At 59.9% G+C, this 19477-nt stretch carries 17 protein-coding genes and 2 rRNA genes; 9 read left to right on the top strand and 10 right to left on the bottom strand.

Annotated elements, in window-relative coordinates; all coding sequences use genetic code 11:
* The 3 genes from CAF65_RS24610 to mrdA all read left to right on the top strand — a co-directional run.
* Positions 1–80, top strand: a 23S ribosomal RNA gene (locus CAF65_RS24610); the annotation flags it as partial.
* A 145-nt stretch (positions 81–225) separates the two neighbouring features.
* Positions 226–341: ribosomal RNA gene (rrf, locus tag CAF65_RS24605) — 5S ribosomal RNA — on the top strand.
* A 203-nt stretch (positions 342–544) separates the two neighbouring features.
* A complete protein-coding gene (gene mrdA / locus CAF65_RS24600) occupies positions 545–2437 on the top strand; it encodes a penicillin-binding protein 2 (RefSeq protein ID WP_085718607.1) in 1893 nt (630 codons plus the stop codon).
* An 11-nt stretch (positions 2438–2448) separates the two neighbouring features.
* On the opposite strand, the gene CAF65_RS24595 is transcribed toward mrdA, so the two are convergent.
* Positions 2449–3408 carry a LysR family transcriptional regulator gene (locus CAF65_RS24595; protein ID WP_085718606.1) on the bottom strand — a complete coding sequence of 320 codons (960 nt, stop codon included), beginning with the start codon at positions 3406–3408 and terminating at the stop codon, positions 2449–2451.
* 154 nt (positions 3409–3562) lie between these two features.
* On the opposite strand from CAF65_RS24595, the gene CAF65_RS24590 reads away from it, so the two are divergent.
* The 6 genes from CAF65_RS24590 to CAF65_RS24565 all read left to right on the top strand — a co-directional run bounded on the left by CAF65_RS24590 (position 3563) and on the right by CAF65_RS24565 (position 9169).
* Entirely contained in the window at positions 3563–4864 is a 1302-nt protein-coding gene (locus CAF65_RS24590) for an MFS transporter (protein ID WP_085718605.1), read from the top strand.
* Positions 4861–5616, top strand: a complete 756-nt coding sequence (locus CAF65_RS24585; protein ID WP_085718604.1) for a class II aldolase/adducin family protein — start codon at positions 4861–4863, stop codon at positions 5614–5616. Before CAF65_RS24590 ends, CAF65_RS24585 begins: the two co-directional genes overlap by 4 nt.
* Positions 5613–6554: a glyoxylate/hydroxypyruvate reductase A gene (locus CAF65_RS24580; protein WP_085718603.1), complete on the top strand. Its 942-nt coding sequence runs from the start codon at positions 5613–5615 to the stop codon at positions 6552–6554. The genes CAF65_RS24585 and CAF65_RS24580 overlap by 4 nt, the downstream gene beginning before the upstream one ends.
* Before the next feature lie 220 nt (positions 6555–6774).
* Complete coding sequence (locus CAF65_RS24575; protein ID WP_085718602.1) at positions 6775–8154, top strand: MFS transporter; 1380 nt, start codon at positions 6775–6777, stop codon at positions 8152–8154.
* A gap of 18 nt (positions 8155–8172) precedes the next feature.
* The gene (locus CAF65_RS24570) at positions 8173–8565 is read left to right on the top strand and encodes a RidA family protein (RefSeq protein WP_085718601.1); all 393 of its coding nucleotides are present in this window, start codon (positions 8173–8175) and stop codon (positions 8563–8565) included.
* Positions 8558–9169 carry an RraA family protein gene (locus CAF65_RS24565; protein ID WP_085718600.1) on the top strand — a complete coding sequence of 204 codons (612 nt, stop codon included), beginning with the start codon at positions 8558–8560 and terminating at the stop codon, positions 9167–9169. Before CAF65_RS24570 ends, CAF65_RS24565 begins: the two co-directional genes overlap by 8 nt.
* Here CAF65_RS24565 and CAF65_RS24560 read toward each other — a convergent pair.
* From CAF65_RS24560 to CAF65_RS24520, 9 genes are all read right to left on the bottom strand, one after another.
* A complete protein-coding gene (locus CAF65_RS24560) occupies positions 9166–10083 on the bottom strand; it encodes a LysR family transcriptional regulator (protein ID WP_085718599.1) in 918 nt (305 codons plus the stop codon). The genes CAF65_RS24565 and CAF65_RS24560 overlap by 4 nt on opposite strands.
* A 143-nt stretch (positions 10084–10226) precedes the next feature.
* Positions 10227–11357: a glycosyltransferase family 4 protein gene (locus CAF65_RS24555; protein ID WP_085718598.1), complete on the bottom strand. Its 1131-nt coding sequence runs from the start codon at positions 11355–11357 to the stop codon at positions 10227–10229.
* Complete coding sequence (locus tag CAF65_RS24550) at positions 11358–12488, bottom strand: glycosyltransferase family 1 protein (RefSeq protein WP_085718597.1); 1131 nt, start codon at positions 12486–12488, stop codon at positions 11358–11360.
* Positions 12472–13839 carry a glycosyltransferase family 1 protein gene (locus CAF65_RS24545; protein WP_085718596.1) on the bottom strand — a complete coding sequence of 456 codons (1368 nt, stop codon included), beginning with the start codon at positions 13837–13839 and terminating at the stop codon, positions 12472–12474. The genes CAF65_RS24550 and CAF65_RS24545 overlap by 17 nt, the downstream gene beginning before the upstream one ends.
* A complete protein-coding gene (locus tag CAF65_RS24540) occupies positions 13836–15089 on the bottom strand; it encodes an ABC transporter ATP-binding protein (RefSeq protein ID WP_085718595.1) in 1254 nt (417 codons plus the stop codon). The genes CAF65_RS24545 and CAF65_RS24540 overlap by 4 nt, the downstream gene beginning before the upstream one ends.
* Positions 15089–15886, bottom strand: coding sequence for an ABC transporter permease (locus tag CAF65_RS24535; RefSeq protein ID WP_085718594.1), 798 nt, complete (start codon positions 15884–15886; stop codon positions 15089–15091). Before CAF65_RS24535 ends, CAF65_RS24540 begins: the two co-directional genes overlap by 1 nt.
* A complete protein-coding gene (locus tag CAF65_RS24530) occupies positions 15887–17329 on the bottom strand; it encodes a mannose-1-phosphate guanylyltransferase/mannose-6-phosphate isomerase (protein WP_085718593.1) in 1443 nt (480 codons plus the stop codon).
* A 3-nt stretch (positions 17330–17332) separates the two neighbouring features.
* Positions 17333–18304 carry a GDP-mannose 4,6-dehydratase gene (gmd, locus tag CAF65_RS24525; protein ID WP_015094126.1) on the bottom strand — a complete coding sequence of 324 codons (972 nt, stop codon included), beginning with the start codon at positions 18302–18304 and terminating at the stop codon, positions 17333–17335.
* The gene (locus CAF65_RS24520) at positions 18301–19215 is read right to left on the bottom strand and encodes a GDP-mannose 4,6-dehydratase (protein ID WP_085718592.1); all 915 of its coding nucleotides are present in this window, start codon (positions 19213–19215) and stop codon (positions 18301–18303) included. Before CAF65_RS24520 ends, gmd begins: the two co-directional genes overlap by 4 nt.
* Positions 19216–19477: the final 262 nt, after the last annotated feature.

Below are 19477 nucleotides of genomic sequence, written 5' to 3'. Positions count from 1 at the left end.
TACGACGTTGATAGGTTGGGTGTGTAAGCGCTGTGAGGCGTTGAGCTAACCAATACTAATTGCCCGTGAGGCTTGACCATATAACACCCAAGCAATTTGCTGACCTGAAAAGGCACCAGATTGCGGTGTGTGAAGACGCAATGAACCGAAAGTTCGCACAACACACAAATCTATCGCATACCCAATTTGCTGAAGCGTCGAAAGACGACTCGGCACACCGAATTTCTTGACGACCATAGAGCGTTGGAACCACCTGATCCCATCCCGAACTCAGAAGTGAAACGATGCATCGCCGATGGTAGTGTGGGGTTTCCCCATGTGAGAGTAGGTCATCGTCAAGATTAAATTCCGAAACCCCTATCTGCATACGCAGGTAGGGGTTTTGTTTTTGTCCTGCAGGAGCGAGCAAGCTCGCTCCTGCAAGGCCAATTGTAAAAAAAATCACACAAACGTGACTCCACGGTTTTGCTAAGGTGCAGCTCATTTTTAATGGACTGAGTTTGCGCCCACGGATCGGCATTCTTTTCAAAGAGTTGCTGCACAAGTGCCTGAGCCGATACCGATCAAGGACCACGAGAAAGAAACACGCCTGGTCAACAAGAGACTCATGGCCTGCGCCTTGTTCGTTGCCGCCATTACCTGTGCTTTGGTGGTACGCCTGTACGTCCTGCAGGTAGTCGAGTTCGATTATCACTCGACCATCTCCGAAAACAACCGCGTACATGTCCTGCCGATTACGCCTACCCGCGGATTGATCTATGACCGCAACGGCGTACTCCTCGCGGACAACCGCCCCAGCTTCAACCTGACCATCACCCGCGAGCGCGCCACCGATGTGAAAGCTGAACTGGACGAAGTGGTCAATCTCCTGCACCTGTCCGCTGAAGACCGCTCGCAGTTCGACAAGGCGATGAAGCAGGCACGTCACCCCTTCGTACCGGTGACGCTGTTCTACGAACTGAGCGAAGAACAGATTGCCGTACTCGCCGTCAACGAGTTCCGCTTGCCGGGCCTCGATGTCGAGCCGCAATTCGTTCGACACTATCCGTTGGGCGAGCACTTCGCTCATTCGGTCGGCTACGTCGGACGTATCAACGAGAAAGAGTCAAAGGCGCTGGATACGGTCGAGTACCGCGGCACCCAATCCATCGGCAAGACCGGGATCGAGAAATTCTACGAGGCGCAACTGCACGGCCATGTCGGTTACGAGGAGGTCGAAACCAATGCTCAGGGCCGCGTGCTGCGAGTGCTCAAGCACACTGATCCGGTGCCGGGTGAAAACATTGTCCTGAGCCTCGACGTCAAGCTTCAGGAGGCCGCCGAGCAAGCCCTTGGCGATCGTCGTGGCTCAGTGGTAGCGCTCGATCCGTCGACTGGCGAAGTGTTGGCCATGGTCAGCAACCCGAGTTTCGATCCCAATCTGTTCGTCACCGGTATCAGTTCCAAGGAATACTCCACGCTACGCGACTCCATCGACCGACCACTGTTCAACCGTGTGCTGCGCGGGCTCTACGCGCCGGGTTCGACCATCAAGCCGGAAGTGGCAATCGCTGGCCTCGACGCGGGTGTCGTCACGCCACAGACCCGTGTGTTCGACCCCGGTTATTACCAACTGCCGGATTTCGATCACAAGTACCGCAACTGGAACCACAGCGGCGATGGTTGGGTGGATATGGATGCGGCGATCATGCGGTCCAACGACACCTATTTCTATGACCTCGCACACAAGCTTGGCATCGATCGCCTGCACGACTACATGGCGATGTTCGGACTGGGTGAGAAAGTCTCCCTGGACATGAATGAAGAGTCCCCTGGTCTGATGCCATCCCAAGCCTGGAAGCGCGCTACGCGTCGGCAGGCCTGGTTTCCTGGTGAGACGGTGATTCTCGGTATCGGTCAAGGCTACATGCAAGTCACGCCGCTGCAATTGGCCCAGGCCACGGCACTGATTGCCAACAAAGGCGTGTGGAATCGCCCGCACCTGGCCAAGACCGTGGACGGCGTCGCGCCGGTGGATGAGCATCCGATGCCGAACATTCTGCTCAAGGACCCACGCGACTGGGAGCAGGTCAACCATGGCATGCAGATGGTGATGCATGACGCCCGCGGGATTGCCCGGGCCGCAGCTGCGGGCGCGCAGTATCGTATTGCTGGCAAGAGTGGTACCGCGCAAGTGGTGGCGATCAAGCAGGGTGAGCGCTACAACCGGGAGAAAACCCGTGAGCGTAACCGCGACAATGCCTTGTTCGTCGGTTTTGCACCGGCCGAGCACCCGAAGATCGTGATTTCGGTGATGATCGAAAACGGCGAGGCGGGTGGTCGTGTCGCCGGGCCGGTCGTACGGGAGATCATGGACGCCTGGCTACTCGATCAGGACGGGCACCTGAAGCCGCAGTACGCTGCGCCGAGCAAGGCGCCGGGCGATCCTCACGTCTGAAACATCATGGCTCACAGCACAGGCTCACGGATGCTGAGCATGTGCTGGAAGCTCTCGAGGAACACCGTTTCGGCCTGGCTCATCTTCTGTTCGCGATTCCACAACAACTGGATATCGAAATCCACCACGCCGTCTTCCGGGGGCAAGCGCCAGAGCAGACCTTGCTCGACATCCCGGCGTACCAGATGCGTGGGCAAGGCACCGATGCCGTAGCCCGCACAGATCAGGCGATGAATTTCTTCGAAACTGGTGGATGAGGCGACGATCTTGCCGGTGAAGCCCTGCTGATCGCGAAACAGTGTCAGGGGTGAAAGATTGCCGCCCAATTGATCGCTGGTGAAGCTGACGAAGTTTTCCGCCGCCAGTTGTTCCAGGGCCAGGTTCTCTTGACCGAACAACCGGTGACGCTGGCCACAAAAGTAAGCGTAGGTCTCGCGAAACAGCACCCGCTGTTCCAGCCGCGGCTGTGGCAAACGGCACAGGCCGACGCCAATGGTCGCGGTCTTTTGCAGCAGCGAACTGATGATGTTCGAACTGCCCATTACCTCGACTTCCAACTCGATTTTCGGGTGAGTCTCATGGAAGTCAGCGAGGAAATCATCGTAATGCCGCGCCTGCACACCGCTGACGGTAAGAATGCGGATCTTGCCCACCACGTCGTCGTGACGGCTCTCCACCACGGTTCCCAGGCGTGAAATATCACCATAGATATCCGCCGCTATGCGCAGGACTTCTTCCCCGGTTTCCGTCAGGTCAAAGCGTCGTCCGCTGCGGGCAATCAGCACGCATTCCAGTTGTTCCTCCAGCCGTTTCAAGGCCTGGCTGACCGCCGATTGGGTGATGTGCAATCGCGCGGCAGCGCGGCTCATGCTGCCTTCCTGGCCGATGACCAGATAGGTGCGCAGCAGGTTCCAGTCGAGTCGGTCATTGAGAAAGCGTCGGCCGACCCACGGGTTGGAAGTGGAGGGCATAAAACCTCACTTAGTAGCAGTGCTAATAGTAAAGATAAGAATTTGAAAATTGACTAATCCTGGCACGGAAGCGATAAAGCCCACAAGCGCCATAGAGCGCAACCGTCATCCGCCTTAACACCTGCCCAAAACTATAAGTACACAGGGTCCTTGCATGCACACTACTCCCCAACCGCGCCGAGCCGCGGCCGCTGCCTTCATTGGCACGACCATCGAGTTCTACGACTTTTACATCTACGCCACCGCGGCGGCGCTGGTCCTCGGGCAGGTGTTCTTCCCCAGCAGCGACCCGGTCATGAGTACCCTTGCGGCATTCGGCAGTTTCGCTGTCGGCTTCATTGCGCGGCCCATGGCCGGGATGGTCTTCGGGCATCTGGGCGATCGTCTCGGGCGCAAGAAAATGCTGTTGGTGACCATGGCCTTGATGGGCATCGCCACCGCGGGCATTGGCCTGTTGCCGAGCTATGCCAGCGTCGGTATCTGGGCGCCAATCGGTCTGATCGTGCTGCGTTTGATCCAGGGCATTTCGGTCGGTGGCGAGTGGGGTGGGGCGGTGTTGATGGCCAGCGAACACGCGCCGGCCAGGCGCAAGACGTTCTACGCGTCGTTCGCCCAACTCGGCAGCCCGGCCGGTTTGTTGCTGGCACTGATCGCTTTCCGCCTGGTGACGTCCCTTGAGCCAGAGGAGTTCCTCGCCTGGGGATGGCGCCTGCCATTCCTCGCCAGCGGCGTGTTGATGATGGTCGGCCTGTTGATCCGTTCCGGGGTTCACGAGTCACCGGAGTTCGCCAAGGTCCAGGACAACAACGAGACCGCCAGATACCCGGTGATGGACGTGATCCGCATCTGCTGGCGGCAGATCCTGTTCGCTGCTGCGGCAGTGACCATTGGTTCGGCCGGGTTCTTCTTCACCAACACCTTCATGATCACCTACGTCACCCAATACCAAGGCATTGCCCGTTCGACGATTCTTGATTGCCTGTTTCTGGTGACCATCATCCAGTTGCTTTCGCAACCGGTCTCGGCGTTGCTGGCCGAACGTATCGGCGAAGGGCATTTTCTCAAATGGGTCGCGCTGCTGTGCATGGTCACGCCGTACCCGATGTTCCTGCTGGTGGGCACGCAGAACATTCTGTTGATGACGCTCGGTATCGCGTTGGCCGTGGTGATTCTTTCGGCGCTGTACGCGGTGATCGCCGGCTACATGACCCAGTCCTTCCCGGTGCACCTGCGCTACTCGGGCATTTCCATCGCATACCAACTGGCTTGCGCCGTGGCCGGCGGCACTACGCCGCTGATCGGCACCCTGCTGGCCAGCAAATTTTCCGGACAATGGTTACCGCTGGCGGTGTTCTTCACCTTGCTCTCGGCCCTGTCCCTGATCGGTGTTTGCGGCCTGGCCCGCCTGCGCGCCAACCCGGTCGTCTCCCACGCTGCCAAAGAGGTGTATTCGTGAGTAAACCCGCACACATCGACCCGGTTGAATGGCAAGCCCGTTGCGAACTGGCTGCGCTGTATCGACTGGTCGCGCACTTTCGCATGACCGACCTGATCGACACCCATATCACCCTGCGGATTCCGGGGCCCGAGCACCATTTCCTGATCAACCGCTACGGGGTGATCTTCGACCGCATGCGCGCCTCGGATCTGGTGCGCATCGACCAGGAAGGACGTGTGGTGGATCCGGAGTACGCAGGGCATCGGGTCAACGCCGCCGGCTTCGTGATTCATTCGGCGATCCACATGGCGCGGCCCGACCTGAACTGTGTGATCCACACCCACACAGCAGCTGGCATGGCCGTCGCGGCGCAGAAGCAAGGCTTGCTGCCGATCACTCAACACGCGCTGAAGTTCTACGGCAAGCTGGCCTATCACACCTATGAGGGCATCGCGCTGTCGCTGGATGAGCGCGAGCGGTTGATTGCCGACCTCGGCCCGCACCGGGCGATGATTCTGCGCAACCACGGTTTGCTGGTGGGTGGTTCGAGTGTGGCCCAGGCGTTCCAGGAGATCCATTTCCTGGAGCGTGCCTGTCAGGCCCAGGTGCAGGCGCTGGCCGGTGGCTCTGCACTGCATTACCCATCGCCGGAAGTCTGTGCGCACACCGCCGAGCAGTTTGACCGTGATGAGCAGGACAACATCATCGACCTGGCCTGGGAGGCCGCCCTGACCTTGATCGAATCCCAGCGCGAGTCCTATTTGTCATGAACGCTGTCACCAACACCGTGGTTTTGCTGTCCCGCGACACCTTGCTGCTCAAGCAATTGCAGGCGGCGTTTGCCCGCAGTGCGCCGCAGCTCACCGCCGTGCTGGCCGATGATTCGCGGGCAGCCAATGCACAGATGGCGGCGTGCTGGTTTCCCTTGCCGGGCAGTCTTGGCGCCTTGCCGAACCTGCAGGTGATTCATTCGGTGGCCGCCGGTATCGATCACCTCGATCACGATCCGTCATGCCCGGATCTGCCGATCTGCCGCGTGGTCGATCCGGGTCACCGCCAGGGCATGACCGAGTACGTGCGCTGGGCGGTGATCCACTATCACCGCGGTTTCGATCAGGTGTTGTCGCAACAACGGGAGCAACGCTGGGAGCGGCCACTGCAACGGGCGGCGGGGCAGTTCAAGGTCGGTGTGATGGGGCTCGGCTCGCTGGGCAGCGCGATTGCTCTGGATCTGGCCGCAGCAGGTTATGACGTGCGTGGCTGGGCGCGGCGCAGCAAGGACTTGCCGGGTGTGCGCACGTTCGCCGGGGCTGATGCGTTGCATCCATTTCTCGATGGTGTCGAGTTGCTGATCAACCTGTTGCCACTCACCAGCGAAACCCGTGGGATTCTTGGACGAGCCACTTTTGAGCGGCTCTCTAGCGGCGCGGCATTGGTCAACTGTGGCCGGGGCGGTCATTTGAACATCGACGACCTCGAACAGGCATTGGCGAGAGGGCATTTGCGCGGCGCCTTGCTGGATGTCTTCGAACAGGAACCGCTGCCGGTCGATCACCGGCTCTGGACCATGCCGGGTGTCACCATCACCCCGCACATGGCTTCGGCGGCTTCCCATGACTGTATTGCTGAACAAGTGTCGGAGAACTTCCGTCGTCTGAATGCTGGCGAGCCGTTACTCAACTGTGCCGACCGAGTATTGGGATATTGAACTGACAACCCCCCCTGTAGGAGCGAGCCCGCTCGCGATGGTCGTTAACGATTTCGCGTGTTTGCCGGTTAAACGCGGTGTTCCTGAGCTCATCGCGAGCAGGCTCGCTCCTACAGGAACCAGCTTCCCGTAAGCCATAACAACAACCTTCGCCTCAACCGTTTTACTGCCAGTCAAAACAATTAAATAACGAGTTCTTGATGAATTCCTGGAGACAGTGATGAGCGATCTATCGTCCGCAGAAAAGTCCGGTGCACCACCGGAAGCTGCAATCAGCATGAAAAAAGTCGCGGTGGCCAGTGTGATTGGCACCACCGTGGAATGGTACGACTTGTTTGTGTTTGCCACGGCGTCGGCGCTGGTGTTCAACAAAGTGTTCTTTCCGGATTTCGTGCCGCTGATCGGAACGCTGCTGGCTTTCGGCACGTTCGCGTCGGCGTATCTGGCGCGGATTGTCGGTGCAGCATTGTTCGGGCATTTCGGTGATCGCCTGGGGCGCAAGTCGATGCTGTTGATTTCGCTGTTGACCATGGGCGCGGCGACCTTCGCCATCGGCTTGTTGCCTGACTTTGCAACCATCGGTATCTGGGCGCCGATCCTGTTGTTGCTGCTCAGGGTCGTGCAGGGCCTGGCATTGGGTGGCGAATGGGGCGGGGCGGTGTTGATGGCGGTGGAGCATGCGCCGGCCAACAAGCGTGGCTTGTTCGGTTCCTGGGTGCAGATCGGCGTGCCGGCCGGGACCATGATTGCCAATCTGGCATTCCTGTTGATCGCGGCGTGGCTGTCCCCTGAGGACCTGTTGGCCTGGGGCTGGCGTATTCCGTTCCTGGCCAGCGTGTTGCTGATCGCCGTCGGCTTGTACATCCGCCTGAACATCTCGGAAACCCCGGCCTTCAACAAGGTCAAGGAGGCCAAGGTGCGAGTGAAAATGCCGCTGGCGGAGGTGTTCCGCAAGTACTGGAAGCAAGTGGTGCTGGGCGGTATTGCCACCATGTCCACGGGCGCTTCGTTCAACATTATCGTGGCGTTCGGTTTGACTTATGGCACACAGAATCTCGGCTTCAGCCGCAGCGTGATGCTCGGTGTGGTGCTGCTGTCCTGCGCCTGGTGCATCGTGATGCTGCCGGTATTCGGCGCGCTCTCGGACCGTGTCGGACGCAAGCCGATCATTGTCGGCGGCATCATCGCCGAAGCGCTGGTGGCGTTCCCGATGTTCTGGTTGATGGACACCAAAGAGCTGTCGATGGTGGTCTTCGGTTATCTGTTGCTGATGACGGCGTTCGCTGCCAACTACGGGCCGATCGCGACCTTTCTCGCCGAACTGTTCGGCACCCGGGTGCGTTATTCCGGGTTGTCCATCAGCTACATGTTGTCCGGCCTGCTCGGTAGCGCGGCAACACCGATTGTCACCACGGCCTTGCTGGCCGCGACGGGCAAAGGCTCTTCGGTGGCCTGGTACATGATCGGCGCGGCATTGATTTCGCTGGTGGCGCTGTTGCTCCTGACCGAGACCTTCAAGAAAGACATCAGCGAAATCCCGCACGTGGTTCCGACAGACGGCCCGGCCCCCGACAAACCTTTCAAATCGGCTACGGCCTGAATCCTGGAGTTCAACCCCATGCGCAGAATTCAATCGGCCCCAGGCTACATCGGTCCGGTCGGCCCTTACTCCCAGGCCGTGGTCAGCGGCCACCTGGTGTTTACCGCCGGGCAGATTCCAGCCCGCAACAGCCTCGACGAACAACCCGCTGATTTCCCGGAGCAGGTGCGGCAAACCTTGCGCAACCTCGAAGCGATCCTGATTGAAGCCGGGTCCGGTTTCAGCCACGTGATCAAGGTCAATGCCTATCTGACCGATCCCGCACAACTGGAGCCGTTCAACGCCGTGTACCGCGAGTTCCTCGGCCATGCGCCACCGGCGCGCACCACGGTGTGCGTGGCCCTGTGGGGCGTGTCGCTGGAAATCGACTGTGTCGCCGAATTGATTGCCGGGGAGACGCAACATGGATGAGTCGCTACTGATCGAACAGCTCAAGGCCGTAAGCTTTCCGACCCTTGGGCATTTTCTCGAAGATGGTTTTGCCGACCCACAACTGCAGGCCATGGTACCCAATGTGAAAGTCGTTGGCCGTGCGCTGACCCTGAAACTGGTGGGTGCCGATGCCATCGCCGTCAACCGGGCCCTGGCGCAAATCAGGCCGGGCGACGTGCTGGTGATCGACACCGGTGGCGATCATCGGCACGCTCCGGTCGGTGCGGTGACCTGTTGCGCGGCACGCTGTGTCGGGGCGGTGGCTATTGTGGTGGACGGCGCGGTAACCGATTTGTTGGAGTTGCGCGAGGCCGGTTTGCCGGTGTTCGCCCGAGGCACCAGCCTGTTGACCACCAAGCTGCACGGTCGCGGCGACAGCGCCATCAATCAGCCCATCCACTGCGCCGGCGTGACGGTGCAACCGGGGGATTGGGTGCTGGCGGACGACAACGGCGTGTTGTTTCTCGACACGGAAACGGCGGCGGCCGTGATTGAACAGGCGCTGGCCTCGGATCGCGCCGAACCGCGCTTGCTCGAACGCTTGCGGGCCGGTGAGCCGGTGGCGCAAGTCTTGCGCGTTTAGTCCGTCAGCCGTTGCTGCAGGCTTTCGAGAAAGATCGTCTCGGCCCGGCTCATGCGCTGTTCGCGGTTCCACAGCAAATGAATGTCCACATCGGCGATTCCTTCGTGGGGCGGCAGGCGCCAGAGCAGTCCGGCGTCTACGTCGGCCGCCACCACGTGCTCGGGCAAACAGCCGATACCGAAGCCGGCGATGACCAGCCGCCGGACTTCTTCCAGGCTCGGCGATGACGCAACGATGCGCCCGCTGAAACCCTGCTGATCGCGAAAAATCGTCAGTGGCGAGAGCATGCCGCCGATCTGGTCACTGGTGAAGCTGACGAAATTCTCCCGCTGCAAATCCCCTTCTGCGACGTCCTGTTGGCCGAACATGGCGTGATGCTTGCCGCAGAAAAATGCATAGCGTTGACGCAGGAACAAGCGCTGCTCCAGGCGTGGTTGCGGGCGCCGATTGAGGCTCAGGCCGAGGGTCGCGGTTTTTTCCTGGAGGGCGCTGACGATGTCGGAACTGCGCATCACATCGACTTCCAGATCCACTCGCGGGTATTGGCGATGGAAGTCGGCGAGGAAGTCATCAAAGCGCTCGGAGAAGATCCGGCTGATGATCAGCAACCGCACTTTGCCGATCACTTCGTCGGCCGGTTGTTCCAGCACGCTGCTGACCTGGGACATTTGCCCGTAGATTTCCCCGGCCAGGGCGAAGATCTGCTCGCCCACTTCGGTCAGGGCAAAGCGTGGCCCACGACGGGCAATCAGTTGGCGGCCCAGTTGATCTTCCAGGCGCTTGAGGGCCTGGCTCACTGCCGGTTGTGTCAGGTGCAGGCGGGCGGCGGCGCGGCTGATGCTCAGCTCCTGGCCAATCACCCGAAAGGTGCGCAGCAGGTTCCAGTCGAGGCGGTCATTGAGCAGGCGTTGCATAGGCGTTCAGCGGCAAGTCAGGGGTCGATGGGAAGAGTCGACGGCTTGCACACGCAGTGCGCAAGCCATGGACATCTATAGTCGCGGAATCGTAACACTGTTGGAAAGCAGCAGAGGCAAGTCGGCTCCTGCAAGAAAAAGCGTCATGCGTAGGCGAGGGCTTTTTCTTCCAGCAGTTCCTCGTACAGCGTCGTCCATTTGCGACCCATTTCCTCCGCCGTGAACAGGTTTTGATAACGGGCCTGCGCCTTCTCGCCCATATGCGCCGCCAGCACCGGGTTTTCCCAAAGCGTGCGCATCGCCTCACGAAATGCCGATGGATTGCTCGGCGGCACCACCAGCCCGGTCTCGTCATGGATGTTGATGTAACTGGTGCCCGTGCCAATCTCACTGGAGATCATCGGTTTGCCATACATCGCGCCTTCAAGCAGCGAAATGCCGAAGGCTTCGGAGCGCAGGTGCGATGGGAATACGATGGCGTAGCTCAGTTGCAGCAGCGCTACCTTGTCCTCGTCCCCCAGGCGTCCGAGGAAGTGAACATTGCGTAAACCCAAGGCGGCCGCCTGGGCATGCAGTTCAGCTTCCAGTGGGCCGGCGCCGACAATCACTGTCGGGTAATCCAGATCCTTCAGGGCGTCGAGCAGGATGTGCAAACCTTTGTAGTAGCGCATCACGCCCACAAACAGAAAGAACTTGTCGCCAAGCTTTTGCCGCCAGTGAGCCATTCGATCACTGTCCGGCTGTGGGTAACCTGCCTTGTTCAATCCATAGGGGATCACTTGGGTCTTGTGCTGAAATTGTTGCAATACATCACTGGTGTGCAGGTAATTGGGCGATGCTGCGACGATCCGGTCGGCACTTTGCAGAAAGCGGTTCATCAGCGGCCGGTAAAGTCTGAGCAGGTGTTTCTGGCGGATAATGTCCGAATGGTACGTCACCACGCTGGGTTTTTTCAGGTCGCTGGCGAAATGCACCAGGTCCATGAACGGCCATGGAAAGTGGTAATTGACCACGTCGGCTTCGGCTGCCAGCTCGCGAAACTGTTTGAAGACGCTCCAGGAAAACCCTGTGGAGGCGAACTGAATGTCGAGCCTGGCCCGATGGACTTCATGATGAGCGATCTGCATCGCCGGCGGTGTCGGATCGGCACTGAGTGTCAGCACCTTGCCTTCAACGCCGTGCAGGGCACCGCTTTCGCACAACTGGAAAATAACCTGTTCGATCCCGCCGACCGAGTCAGGCAGGTACGTCTTGAAAAAATGAAGAACTCGCATTCAATCTCCCATAGCCTGGCGGTAAGCGCTGGCCGTGACTTGCGCGCAGCGTTCCCAGGTAAAAAGCCTTGCTTGTAGCAATCCGGCTTCCCGGCATGCCTGCCAATGCGCTGGATCCTCGATCAGACGGCTCATTGCATTGCGCAAGCCATCGGGATCATCAGGTTCAATATAGTTGCCCGCAGGGCCTGCCACTTCGGGCATGGCCGAGCGTCGAGTCAGAATGACCGGTGTGCCGCAGGCCATGGCCTCCAGCACCGGCAGGCCAAAACCTTCGTACAGCGACGGAAAAATCAATGCCCGGGCGCCGGCCAACAGCTGCGCAACGTGCTCGTCAGGCAGATAGCCCAGCAAACAGAGATGACCGCTGGCCAGGGCCTGGTGCAATTCTTCGCTGAACTGCTCGCGCTGCCAGCCGGCCATGCCGACGATCAGCAATGGAAAACGCTGACGGACTGATTCCGGCAATCGGGCGTGGGCGCGCAGGGCGAGGGACAGATTCTTGCGTGGTTCAAGGGTGCCAACACAGAGGAAGTATTCCCGTGCTTCGACGCCATGGGCCTTGAGAACCTGATCGATGGCCTCGGGTTCACGGGGGTGGAAGCGCGCGGCTACACCCAACGGCGCGACAACAAACCGCTGCGCCGGTAGCCGGAAATGTGCCTGGGCTTCGTCGGCAATGTATTGCGAGTCGGTAAGAATCAGACTGGCCTGTTGCACACCGTCGGCGACGCGCCGTTCGATTTCTCGCAAGCGCGCCGGTGGCTGCGTTTGCGGATAGTGCAGGTGTGTCAGGTCATGCAGGGTGATGACGGTCGGGCCGTCGAACAACAACGGCCACAAACTCGGTTCGTGGTAGAGGTCGATGGCTTGCGCACGGCCTTGATCGAAGCGTTTCTGTTCCAGCCACCGTCGGGCCTGATAGGCCCCCGGAATCTGCCGCAGCAAGGGTGTCAGTCGAGAGTAACCGGGCATGGCCGCTTCAGGCAGTGCAGTGCTCCAGCCCCAGCCATGAAACAGCGCCAGTTCAATATCCGGTTCACCCGCCAGGGCGTTTGCCAGTTCGGCGACGTAGTGGCCGATGCCGGTGCGCGGCGCGCGGAGAATCCGGGCGTTAAGGGCAATGCGCATGTTGCCTCTCTTGTACGAGCGGCACGTCCGGGAGATTGCGCAGGGTGCGTTCGGCCAATTGCGCACTGGCTTCACGCCAGCCGATCCAGCGCCAGTCGGCGATGTCGCGAGTGGCCGGGAACTGACCGCTGCGCTCGAACCCCATGACCAGATCAGCCAGGCTTTGTGGCTCGGCCAGATCAAAGTACGCCATGAACTCGCCGCCGATTTCGCGAAAGACCGCAATGTCGCTGCCCATGGCCGGCAGTCCACGCTGCATGGCTTCTACCAGCGGCAGGCCGAAGCCTTCCACAAAAGACGGAAACACCAGTGAGCTGGCGTGGGTGTAGGCATGTTCGAGGCTGGTGTCGCTCAGGTCGTTGAACATGAACAGTCGTTGGTTCAGCTGCGGGTGATTGCGTATCCGGGCCAGCAGTGCATCGCATTTCCAGCCGACTCGCCCGGCAATGCACAGCCGGGCATTGGAGCCTGCCGCCCAGGCCCGTTCGAAGGCGTCCAGCAGGTAGTCGTGGTTCTTGCGCGGCTCGATGGTACTGACCATCAAGAACACCGGTTCCGGCGTCGCGAACAGTTGGGCAAGACGCGGTTCTACGTCAGCGCTGACTTCGCTCAGATCGAGTTCGGAGCCCAGGTGGAAATAATCGAACCACAACTCGCAGGCCTTGGCAGGGCCGAGGCGGCGCTGAACCTCCTCACGCACCTGTTCACGCACTGTGGCGGAAATGGCCACGTAGCCATCGGCGGTTTGCGTGATCCAGTCGAACCACTCGTTGAATACCTGCACCAGCCGTGAGTCGTAGAACTGTGGGTGAGTCAGGGGAATCAAATCGTAGATCACTGAAACGATGCCCACGCCTTCACGCTTGAGCTGTTCGGCAAACGGGAAAAAGTCGGTGTGCCAGGATGAATCCAGCAACACCAGTTGATCTCCCGGCTGATGCTGCAACGGTGCGCAACGTTTGGGCAGTTGATACTGGTTGATGCCCTCGATCGCACGCAGTGGAAGGCTGAAACAGGTCAGCGCTGTCAGTCGATAGGCCACGTACAGCACGCGCCTGGCGAATCGCGATGTCAGGCGTTGGTCGAGCTGCTGGTGCCATTGCCAGAAACGATGTGCCAGCCGGCCAAGTCGCCCGCCGAACATCATCAACTGATCGAAAAACGGAATGTTCAGCGCGCCGAGTTTCAGTACCCGATAGAGTTTGCCCTTGAGCATCACCACCGGGATGCATTCAACGCCGTCGACCGATTCCGGCAACTGGTTGACGACGTTGCGCACCACCCGCTGAATGCCCGAATTGACCTTGGGGTGTTGGAATACGTGCGTGCATTCCACCAAAAGACGTGTCATGGCGTGCTCCCCGAGGTGACCGGCGCGCTCGAGCGCGTGACGCTGGTCTTCGCAGCCAGCCACGAGCAGCCGACAAAATCTTCCTGGCGGTTGTTGATCACATGGAACACCAACCCGTAATCGCGCCACTCGAAGTTACGGTCCAGGTGCGAATCCAGGCGAGACAGGCTCAACGCCACGGAATAGTTACCCTTGCCCAACCCCATGACGAAAGCGAAGCGATAGGTCACGCGCTCGCCAGCCTGCAAATCGGTCAGCGCCTGATCCTGGCGATGGGTGTTGATTCCGTACATGGCCTGGCCCAGGCGATCCTTGATCATGAAACCCAGCACCAGCCGCTCGATGTCCTGGCGAACTTCGACATTCACCTCCAGCACGACCGGCTGGCCGACTTCGGCGGCGTCGATGGACCGCTCATGTTTGTCGAGCAGACGCACGTTCAGAATCCTGGCTTCACCCGTTCCCGAAATGGTACTGATCTGGCCGCCAGCGAGGGCTTCCTGGCGCACGGTCTGTCCTTCACGCTCGGCGAGCAGGGCGTTGTAGTAATCCATGACCGATTCGGGGGTGTCGTGCATGGCCATGTGGCCGTTTTCCAGGAGGATCGCCGAGTCGCAGATCGACTGAATCGCCGAGCGGTCATGGGAGACGATCAACAGCGTGGTACCGGCTTTGCGAAAGCTGCGGATGCGGTCGAAACTTTTGTGCTGGAAGTAGGCGTCGCCCACCGACAGGGCTTCGTCGACGATCAGAATGTCCGGGCGTCGCGCAGTGGCCACGCTGAACGCCAGGCGCATTTGCATACCGCTGGAATAGGTGCGCACCGGGTGGTCGATGGCGTCGCCAATTTCCGCGAAACGTTCGATTTCCGGCATCAACGCTTCTATCTCTTCGACCTGCATGCCCAGCAGTTGCCCGGCCATGACCGCATTCTGCCGGCCGGTAAAGTCCGCATGAAAACCCATGCCCAATTCCAGCAGGGCGGCGACGCGGCCTTCGAGCTCAATGCTGCCGCAGGTGGGCTGGGTGGTGCCGGTGATCATCTTCAACAAGGTGCTTTTGCCGGCACCGTTGACCCCGACGATACCCACCGATTCTCCCGGGGCAATCTGGAAGCTCACGTCCTGTAGCACCCAGTGCTGGCGATGGCGGATCGGTGAGAACGGGACCAGCCATTCAGCCAGTCGACTCCAGCGGGTAGGGTATTGTTTATAGGCCTTGCCCAGGCCGGTGACGCGTATGTGCCCCATCAGAGTTCATCCACCATTTCACCGACCCTCTGTCGAAACAGCCGCAGCCCGATGACCAGGAGCAATACGCTGGCGACCATGATCGGCAGCAGCGAACTCCAGACGGGCCATTGGCCGTACAGGAAGATGTTCTGGTAGCTGGTGATCAGGTTGGTCAGGGGGTTGAGTTGCAGCAGGCGCTGCACCCAGTCGGGCAGGATGCTCATCGGGTAAACGATTGGCGTCAGCCAGAACCAGAATTGCAGGCAGATGGCGAAAAATTGCCCGACATCGCGAAAAAACACATTCAATACGCCAAGAATAATTCCCAGCCCGGCACAGAACATCACCTGTAAGGCCAGCAGCGGAATGAGCGCCAACAGCGCCAGGCCCGGCAGGCGACCGGTGATCAACAGAAAGCCGAGGAACAGGCCGATGATGATCGCGAAGTTGATACCGGCATTCAACAGCACGATCACTGGCAGGCAGATCCGTGGAAAACTGATTTTTTTCAGCAGGTTGGCGTTATCCAGAAACATGTTCTGGCTGCGCACCGTGATTTCTGCAAACAAGCCCCAGGTCAGCAGCCCGGCGCAGAGGTAGATGCTGTAGGCCATGCCGTCATCTACCCCAGGCAAACGCGCGCGCATGATCTGGGAAAAAATCACGGTGTAGACAATGATCATCGATAGCGGATTGAGCACGGTCCACAGGGCACCGAACAACGAATTGCGATAACGCGCCTGAAACTCTCGCTGGACGCTACCGAGGATGAACCCTCGATAGCTGCCCAGCGTGCGGTAAAGGGAAAGCAGCATTCAAACCGTCCTGCCGTATTGATCTTCGAAGCGGACGATGTCGTCCTCTCCCAGATATTCGCCGCTTTGCACTTCGATGATCACCAGGTCGATCACGCCGGGGTTTTCCAGGCGATGCTTATGACCGGCAGCAATGAAGGTCGATTCGTTCTTGGCCACCAGGTGAGTGCCGGTGCCATTGTTGGTGACCTTGGCCATGCCTTCGACCACCACCCAGTGTTCATTGCGATGGTGGTGCATCTGCAACGACAACTTGGCGCCGGGCTTGACCACGATGCGCTTGATCTTGAAGCGCGGACCTTCCTCAAGCACGGTGTAGGTGCCCCATGGCCGGCTGACCGTCCGGTGCAGGCGATAGGCTTCGTGCTCTTTATCCTTGAGTTGCCTGGCCACCCGGCGCACATCCTGGGCGCGGTCGGCGTGGGCCACCAGCACCGCGTCGGCAGTGTCGACGATGATCAGGTTATCCACGCCCACGGTCGCGACCAGGCGGTTATCGCTCTGGACGAAATTGTTGTGGCTGTCGATGAAAACCGACTCGCCGACGGCGCGATTGTTCTGTGCATCCGCCGGCACCAGCGCGGCCACCGCACCCCAGGAGCCGATATCGCTCCAGTCGAAACGGGCGGGCACGACCACCACCTTGTCGGAGCGCTCCATCAATGCGTAGTCGATGGAAATGTCCATGATTTCGCCAAACAGGACCGGTGACAGTTCCTGTTGCACGCTCCCGGCGTTTTCCACGGGGGTGCTGGCGGCCATGCAGGTTTGCGTCTGCTCCAGTAAAGCCGGCGCATGGGTCTGCAGTTCGGCCAGCAGGGTGGCGACCGAGAAGCAGAACATCCCGGAGTTCCACAGGAAGTTGCCGCTTTCCAGGTAATGAGTCGCGGTCTGCAGGTCGGGTTTTTCGACGAAACGCCGCACGCGGGCAGCGCCTTTATCGTCCAGTGATGTGCCGGCTTCAATGTAGCCAAAGCCGGTTTCCGGCGCGGTCGGCACCACACCGAAGGTCACCAGGTGACCGCCCCTGGCCAATGTCACGGCATGCTCGACGGCGTCCTTCAGTGCCTCGACATTGACGATCAGATGGTCGGCGGGCATGACCAGCATGATCGCGTCATCGCCATGCAGGGCCTGGAGCGAGAGGGCGGCGGCGGCAATGGCCGGCGCCGTATTGCGCCCCGTCGGCTCCAGCAGGAAGTGACCGCGATGGCGGCCAAGGTGCGCGTCCCGAAAGTGATCCTTGCTCTGGAAGTAGTACTCGCGGTTGGTCACCGTGACGATATCGCCCCAGCCGTCGAGCAGGTCGGCGGCGCGCCGATAGGTCTTGCCCAGCAGCGACTGGCCGTCAGGCAATGCCATGAACGGTTTGGGGTGGCCTTCACGCGACACCGGCCACAACCTTGTCCCGGCACCGCCGGAGAGAATCACGGGAATCAGCATGGCCTACTCCTTGGCAACGCGTTTCATGTCCGCATCCATCATCATGCGGATCAAGGCATCCAGATCGGTTTTTGGCTTCCAGCCCAGCACACGCTGGGCCTTGGCCGGGTTGCCGAGCAATACTTCGACTTCGGCCGGGCGGAAGAACGCCGGGTCGATCTTCACGTAGTCGCGGTAGTTCAGGCCCACATGATCGAAGGCGATCCGGCACATCTCGCGCACGGTGGTGGTCACGCCGGTGGCCACCACGAAGTCGTCGGGTTTGTCCTGTTGCAGCATCAGCCACATGGCCTCGACGTAGTCCCCGGCAAAGCCCCAGTCGCGCTTGGCGTCGATGTTGCCCAGGCGCAGTTCCTGCTGTTTGCCCTGCTTGATCCGGGCAGCGGCGTCGGTGACTTTGCGCGTCACGAACTCGATGCCGCGCAGCGGTGATTCATGGTTGAACAGAATCCCGCTGCTGGCGTGCAGGTTGAAGCTTTCGCGGTAGTTCACGGTGATCCAGTGGCCATACAACTTGGCCACGCCATAAGGGCTGCGCGGATAGAACGGTGTGTTCTCGTCCTGCTGCTCGGCCTGGATCAGGCCGAACATTTCGCTGGTGGACGCCTGGTAGAAACGCGTGTGCGGACTGAACTGGCGGATCGCTTCGAGCAGGTGGGTAACGCCCAGGCCGTCGACGATGCCGGTGGTCACCGGTTGATCCCAGGAGGCCGCGACAAAACTTTGCGCGGCGAGGTTGTAGACCTCGTCCGGCGCCGACTTGATCACCGCGCGCTGCACTGAACAGGCATCGGCCATGTCGCCGTCCAGGTAGACGATGTCCGCTTCGACCCCCATCTCACGCAGACGCCAGCGCGAATCGCTACTGCGCCGCGCGACCAGGCCGTGGACTTTGTAACCCTTGTCGAGCAGCAGTTTGGCCAGATACGCGCCATCCTGGCCGGTGATACCTGTGATCAATGCACTTTTAGTCATTCTTGTCGTACTCGCGTCTCCCAGTCGGACAGGATCGCCCGCAGGGATTGTTGTGTTGTGATTTCAGACTTCCATTCGGTGATCCGGGTCAGCCTTTCAGGGCTGCCACACACCCGACGCTGATCCGCGCGGCGAAGTCGCGCAGGGTCCTGGACGAGTCGCAGGTCGACCTCGGCAAGATCTGCCAGTTGTTCGATCAAACTGCGAATGCTCTGCTCGCGCCCCGAGCAAATGTTGTAGACCTGCCCCGGCGTACCTTTTTCCAGCAAGGCCAGGTAGGCCGAAACCACGTCCCCGACATCGAGGAAATCGCGTGTGACGTCGATGTCCCCGACTTCCAGTCGTGGCGCTTGCAGGCCTTGTTTGATCCGGCAGATCTGACGGGCGGCGCTGGCGATGACGAAGCTGTCTTTCTGCCCGCTGCCGATGTGGTTGAACGGGCGGGCGACCAGTACGGGCCAGTCTTCGCTCAGACCCCATTGCAAACTCAGGAACTCCGCCGACAGTTTGCTGACGGCATAGGGATTGCGCGGGCAGGGTGGCTGCAATTCAGTGATGGGCAGATGGGGTTCAGTGACCTGGCCATAGACATCACCGGAGCTGACGTACAGAAACGTGCCAGTGAATCCGCGCGCCTTGAGGGCTTGTAGCAGGTTCAGGGTGCCCAGCAGATTGATATTCAGGGTGCCCGCCGGATCACGAAAGGCTTGCGGGACGAAAGTCTGGCCGGCCAGGTGAATCACCGCATCGGGCATTTCCGGCCACAAGCCTTCGAGACTGTCCGGCACAGCAAGATCGTAGCGGCAAGGAACAGGCAAAAGCTCCCATTCCGAGGCATCAGCCTGCAAACGCGACTGGATGTGTTGTCCGACGAATCCGCTCAGACCTGTGACAAACAGACGTTTTTTCAAACAGCGACCCCTTGGTCATGCATTTCATCCAGTTTCCACAGGCTTTATGGAACGGTTTCACGAGTCGATATGAGCGCTCGAAAGTCGGGTGAAATGTTTGTTGTAGTTGTTTGCTAGCCAATCTGTGCCATTTGCTCGGCAATTTCAACAGGTCCCATCGTGACCGGTCAGTTCTCGTCAGCGTAGCCCGATTTATTCTCGCCGGGCGGTTCACGAATCCTCAACGGATGTGGTTAGAATGCCCCTCGTCACGATTATCCGG

The organism is Pseudomonas sp. B28(2017) (assembly GCF_002113025.1).
Lineage (GTDB): Bacteria > Pseudomonadota > Gammaproteobacteria > Pseudomonadales > Pseudomonadaceae > Aquipseudomonas.
The sequence above is the reverse complement of the archived record's forward strand: the minus strand, read 5'-3'. Positions and strand labels throughout refer to the sequence as shown.

Bases quoted from the DNA above. Each gene is read 5' to 3' on its own strand.
- CAF65_RS24595 (WP_085718606.1), bottom strand. From the start codon at position 3,408: ATGCCCTCCACTTCCAACCCGTGGGTCGGCCGACGCTTTCTCAATGAC.
- CAF65_RS24590 (WP_085718605.1), top strand. From the start codon at position 3,563: ATGCACACTACTCCCCAACCGCGCCGAGCCGCGGCCGCTGCCTTCATT.
- CAF65_RS24580 (WP_085718603.1), top strand. From the start codon at position 5,613: ATGAACGCTGTCACCAACACCGTGGTTTTGCTGTCCCGCGACACCTTG.
- CAF65_RS24575 (WP_085718602.1), top strand. From the start codon at position 6,775: ATGAGCGATCTATCGTCCGCAGAAAAGTCCGGTGCACCACCGGAAGCT.
- CAF65_RS24570 (WP_085718601.1), top strand. From the start codon at position 8,173: ATGCGCAGAATTCAATCGGCCCCAGGCTACATCGGTCCGGTCGGCCCT.
- CAF65_RS24565 (WP_085718600.1), top strand. From the start codon at position 8,558: ATGGATGAGTCGCTACTGATCGAACAGCTCAAGGCCGTAAGCTTTCCG.
- CAF65_RS24560 (WP_085718599.1), bottom strand. From the start codon at position 10,083: ATGCAACGCCTGCTCAATGACCGCCTCGACTGGAACCTGCTGCGCACC.
- CAF65_RS24555 (WP_085718598.1), bottom strand. From the start codon at position 11,357: ATGCGAGTTCTTCATTTTTTCAAGACGTACCTGCCTGACTCGGTCGGC.
- CAF65_RS24550 (WP_085718597.1), bottom strand. From the start codon at position 12,488: ATGCGCATTGCCCTTAACGCCCGGATTCTCCGCGCGCCGCGCACCGGC.
- CAF65_RS24545 (WP_085718596.1), bottom strand. From the start codon at position 13,839: ATGACACGTCTTTTGGTGGAATGCACGCACGTATTCCAACACCCCAAG.
- CAF65_RS24540 (WP_085718595.1), bottom strand. From the start codon at position 15,089: ATGGGGCACATACGCGTCACCGGCCTGGGCAAGGCCTATAAACAATAC.
- CAF65_RS24535 (WP_085718594.1), bottom strand. From the start codon at position 15,886: ATGCTGCTTTCCCTTTACCGCACGCTGGGCAGCTATCGAGGGTTCATC.
- CAF65_RS24530 (WP_085718593.1), bottom strand. From the start codon at position 17,329: ATGCTGATTCCCGTGATTCTCTCCGGCGGTGCCGGGACAAGGTTGTGG.
- gmd (WP_015094126.1), bottom strand. From the start codon at position 18,304: ATGACTAAAAGTGCATTGATCACAGGTATCACCGGCCAGGATGGCGCG.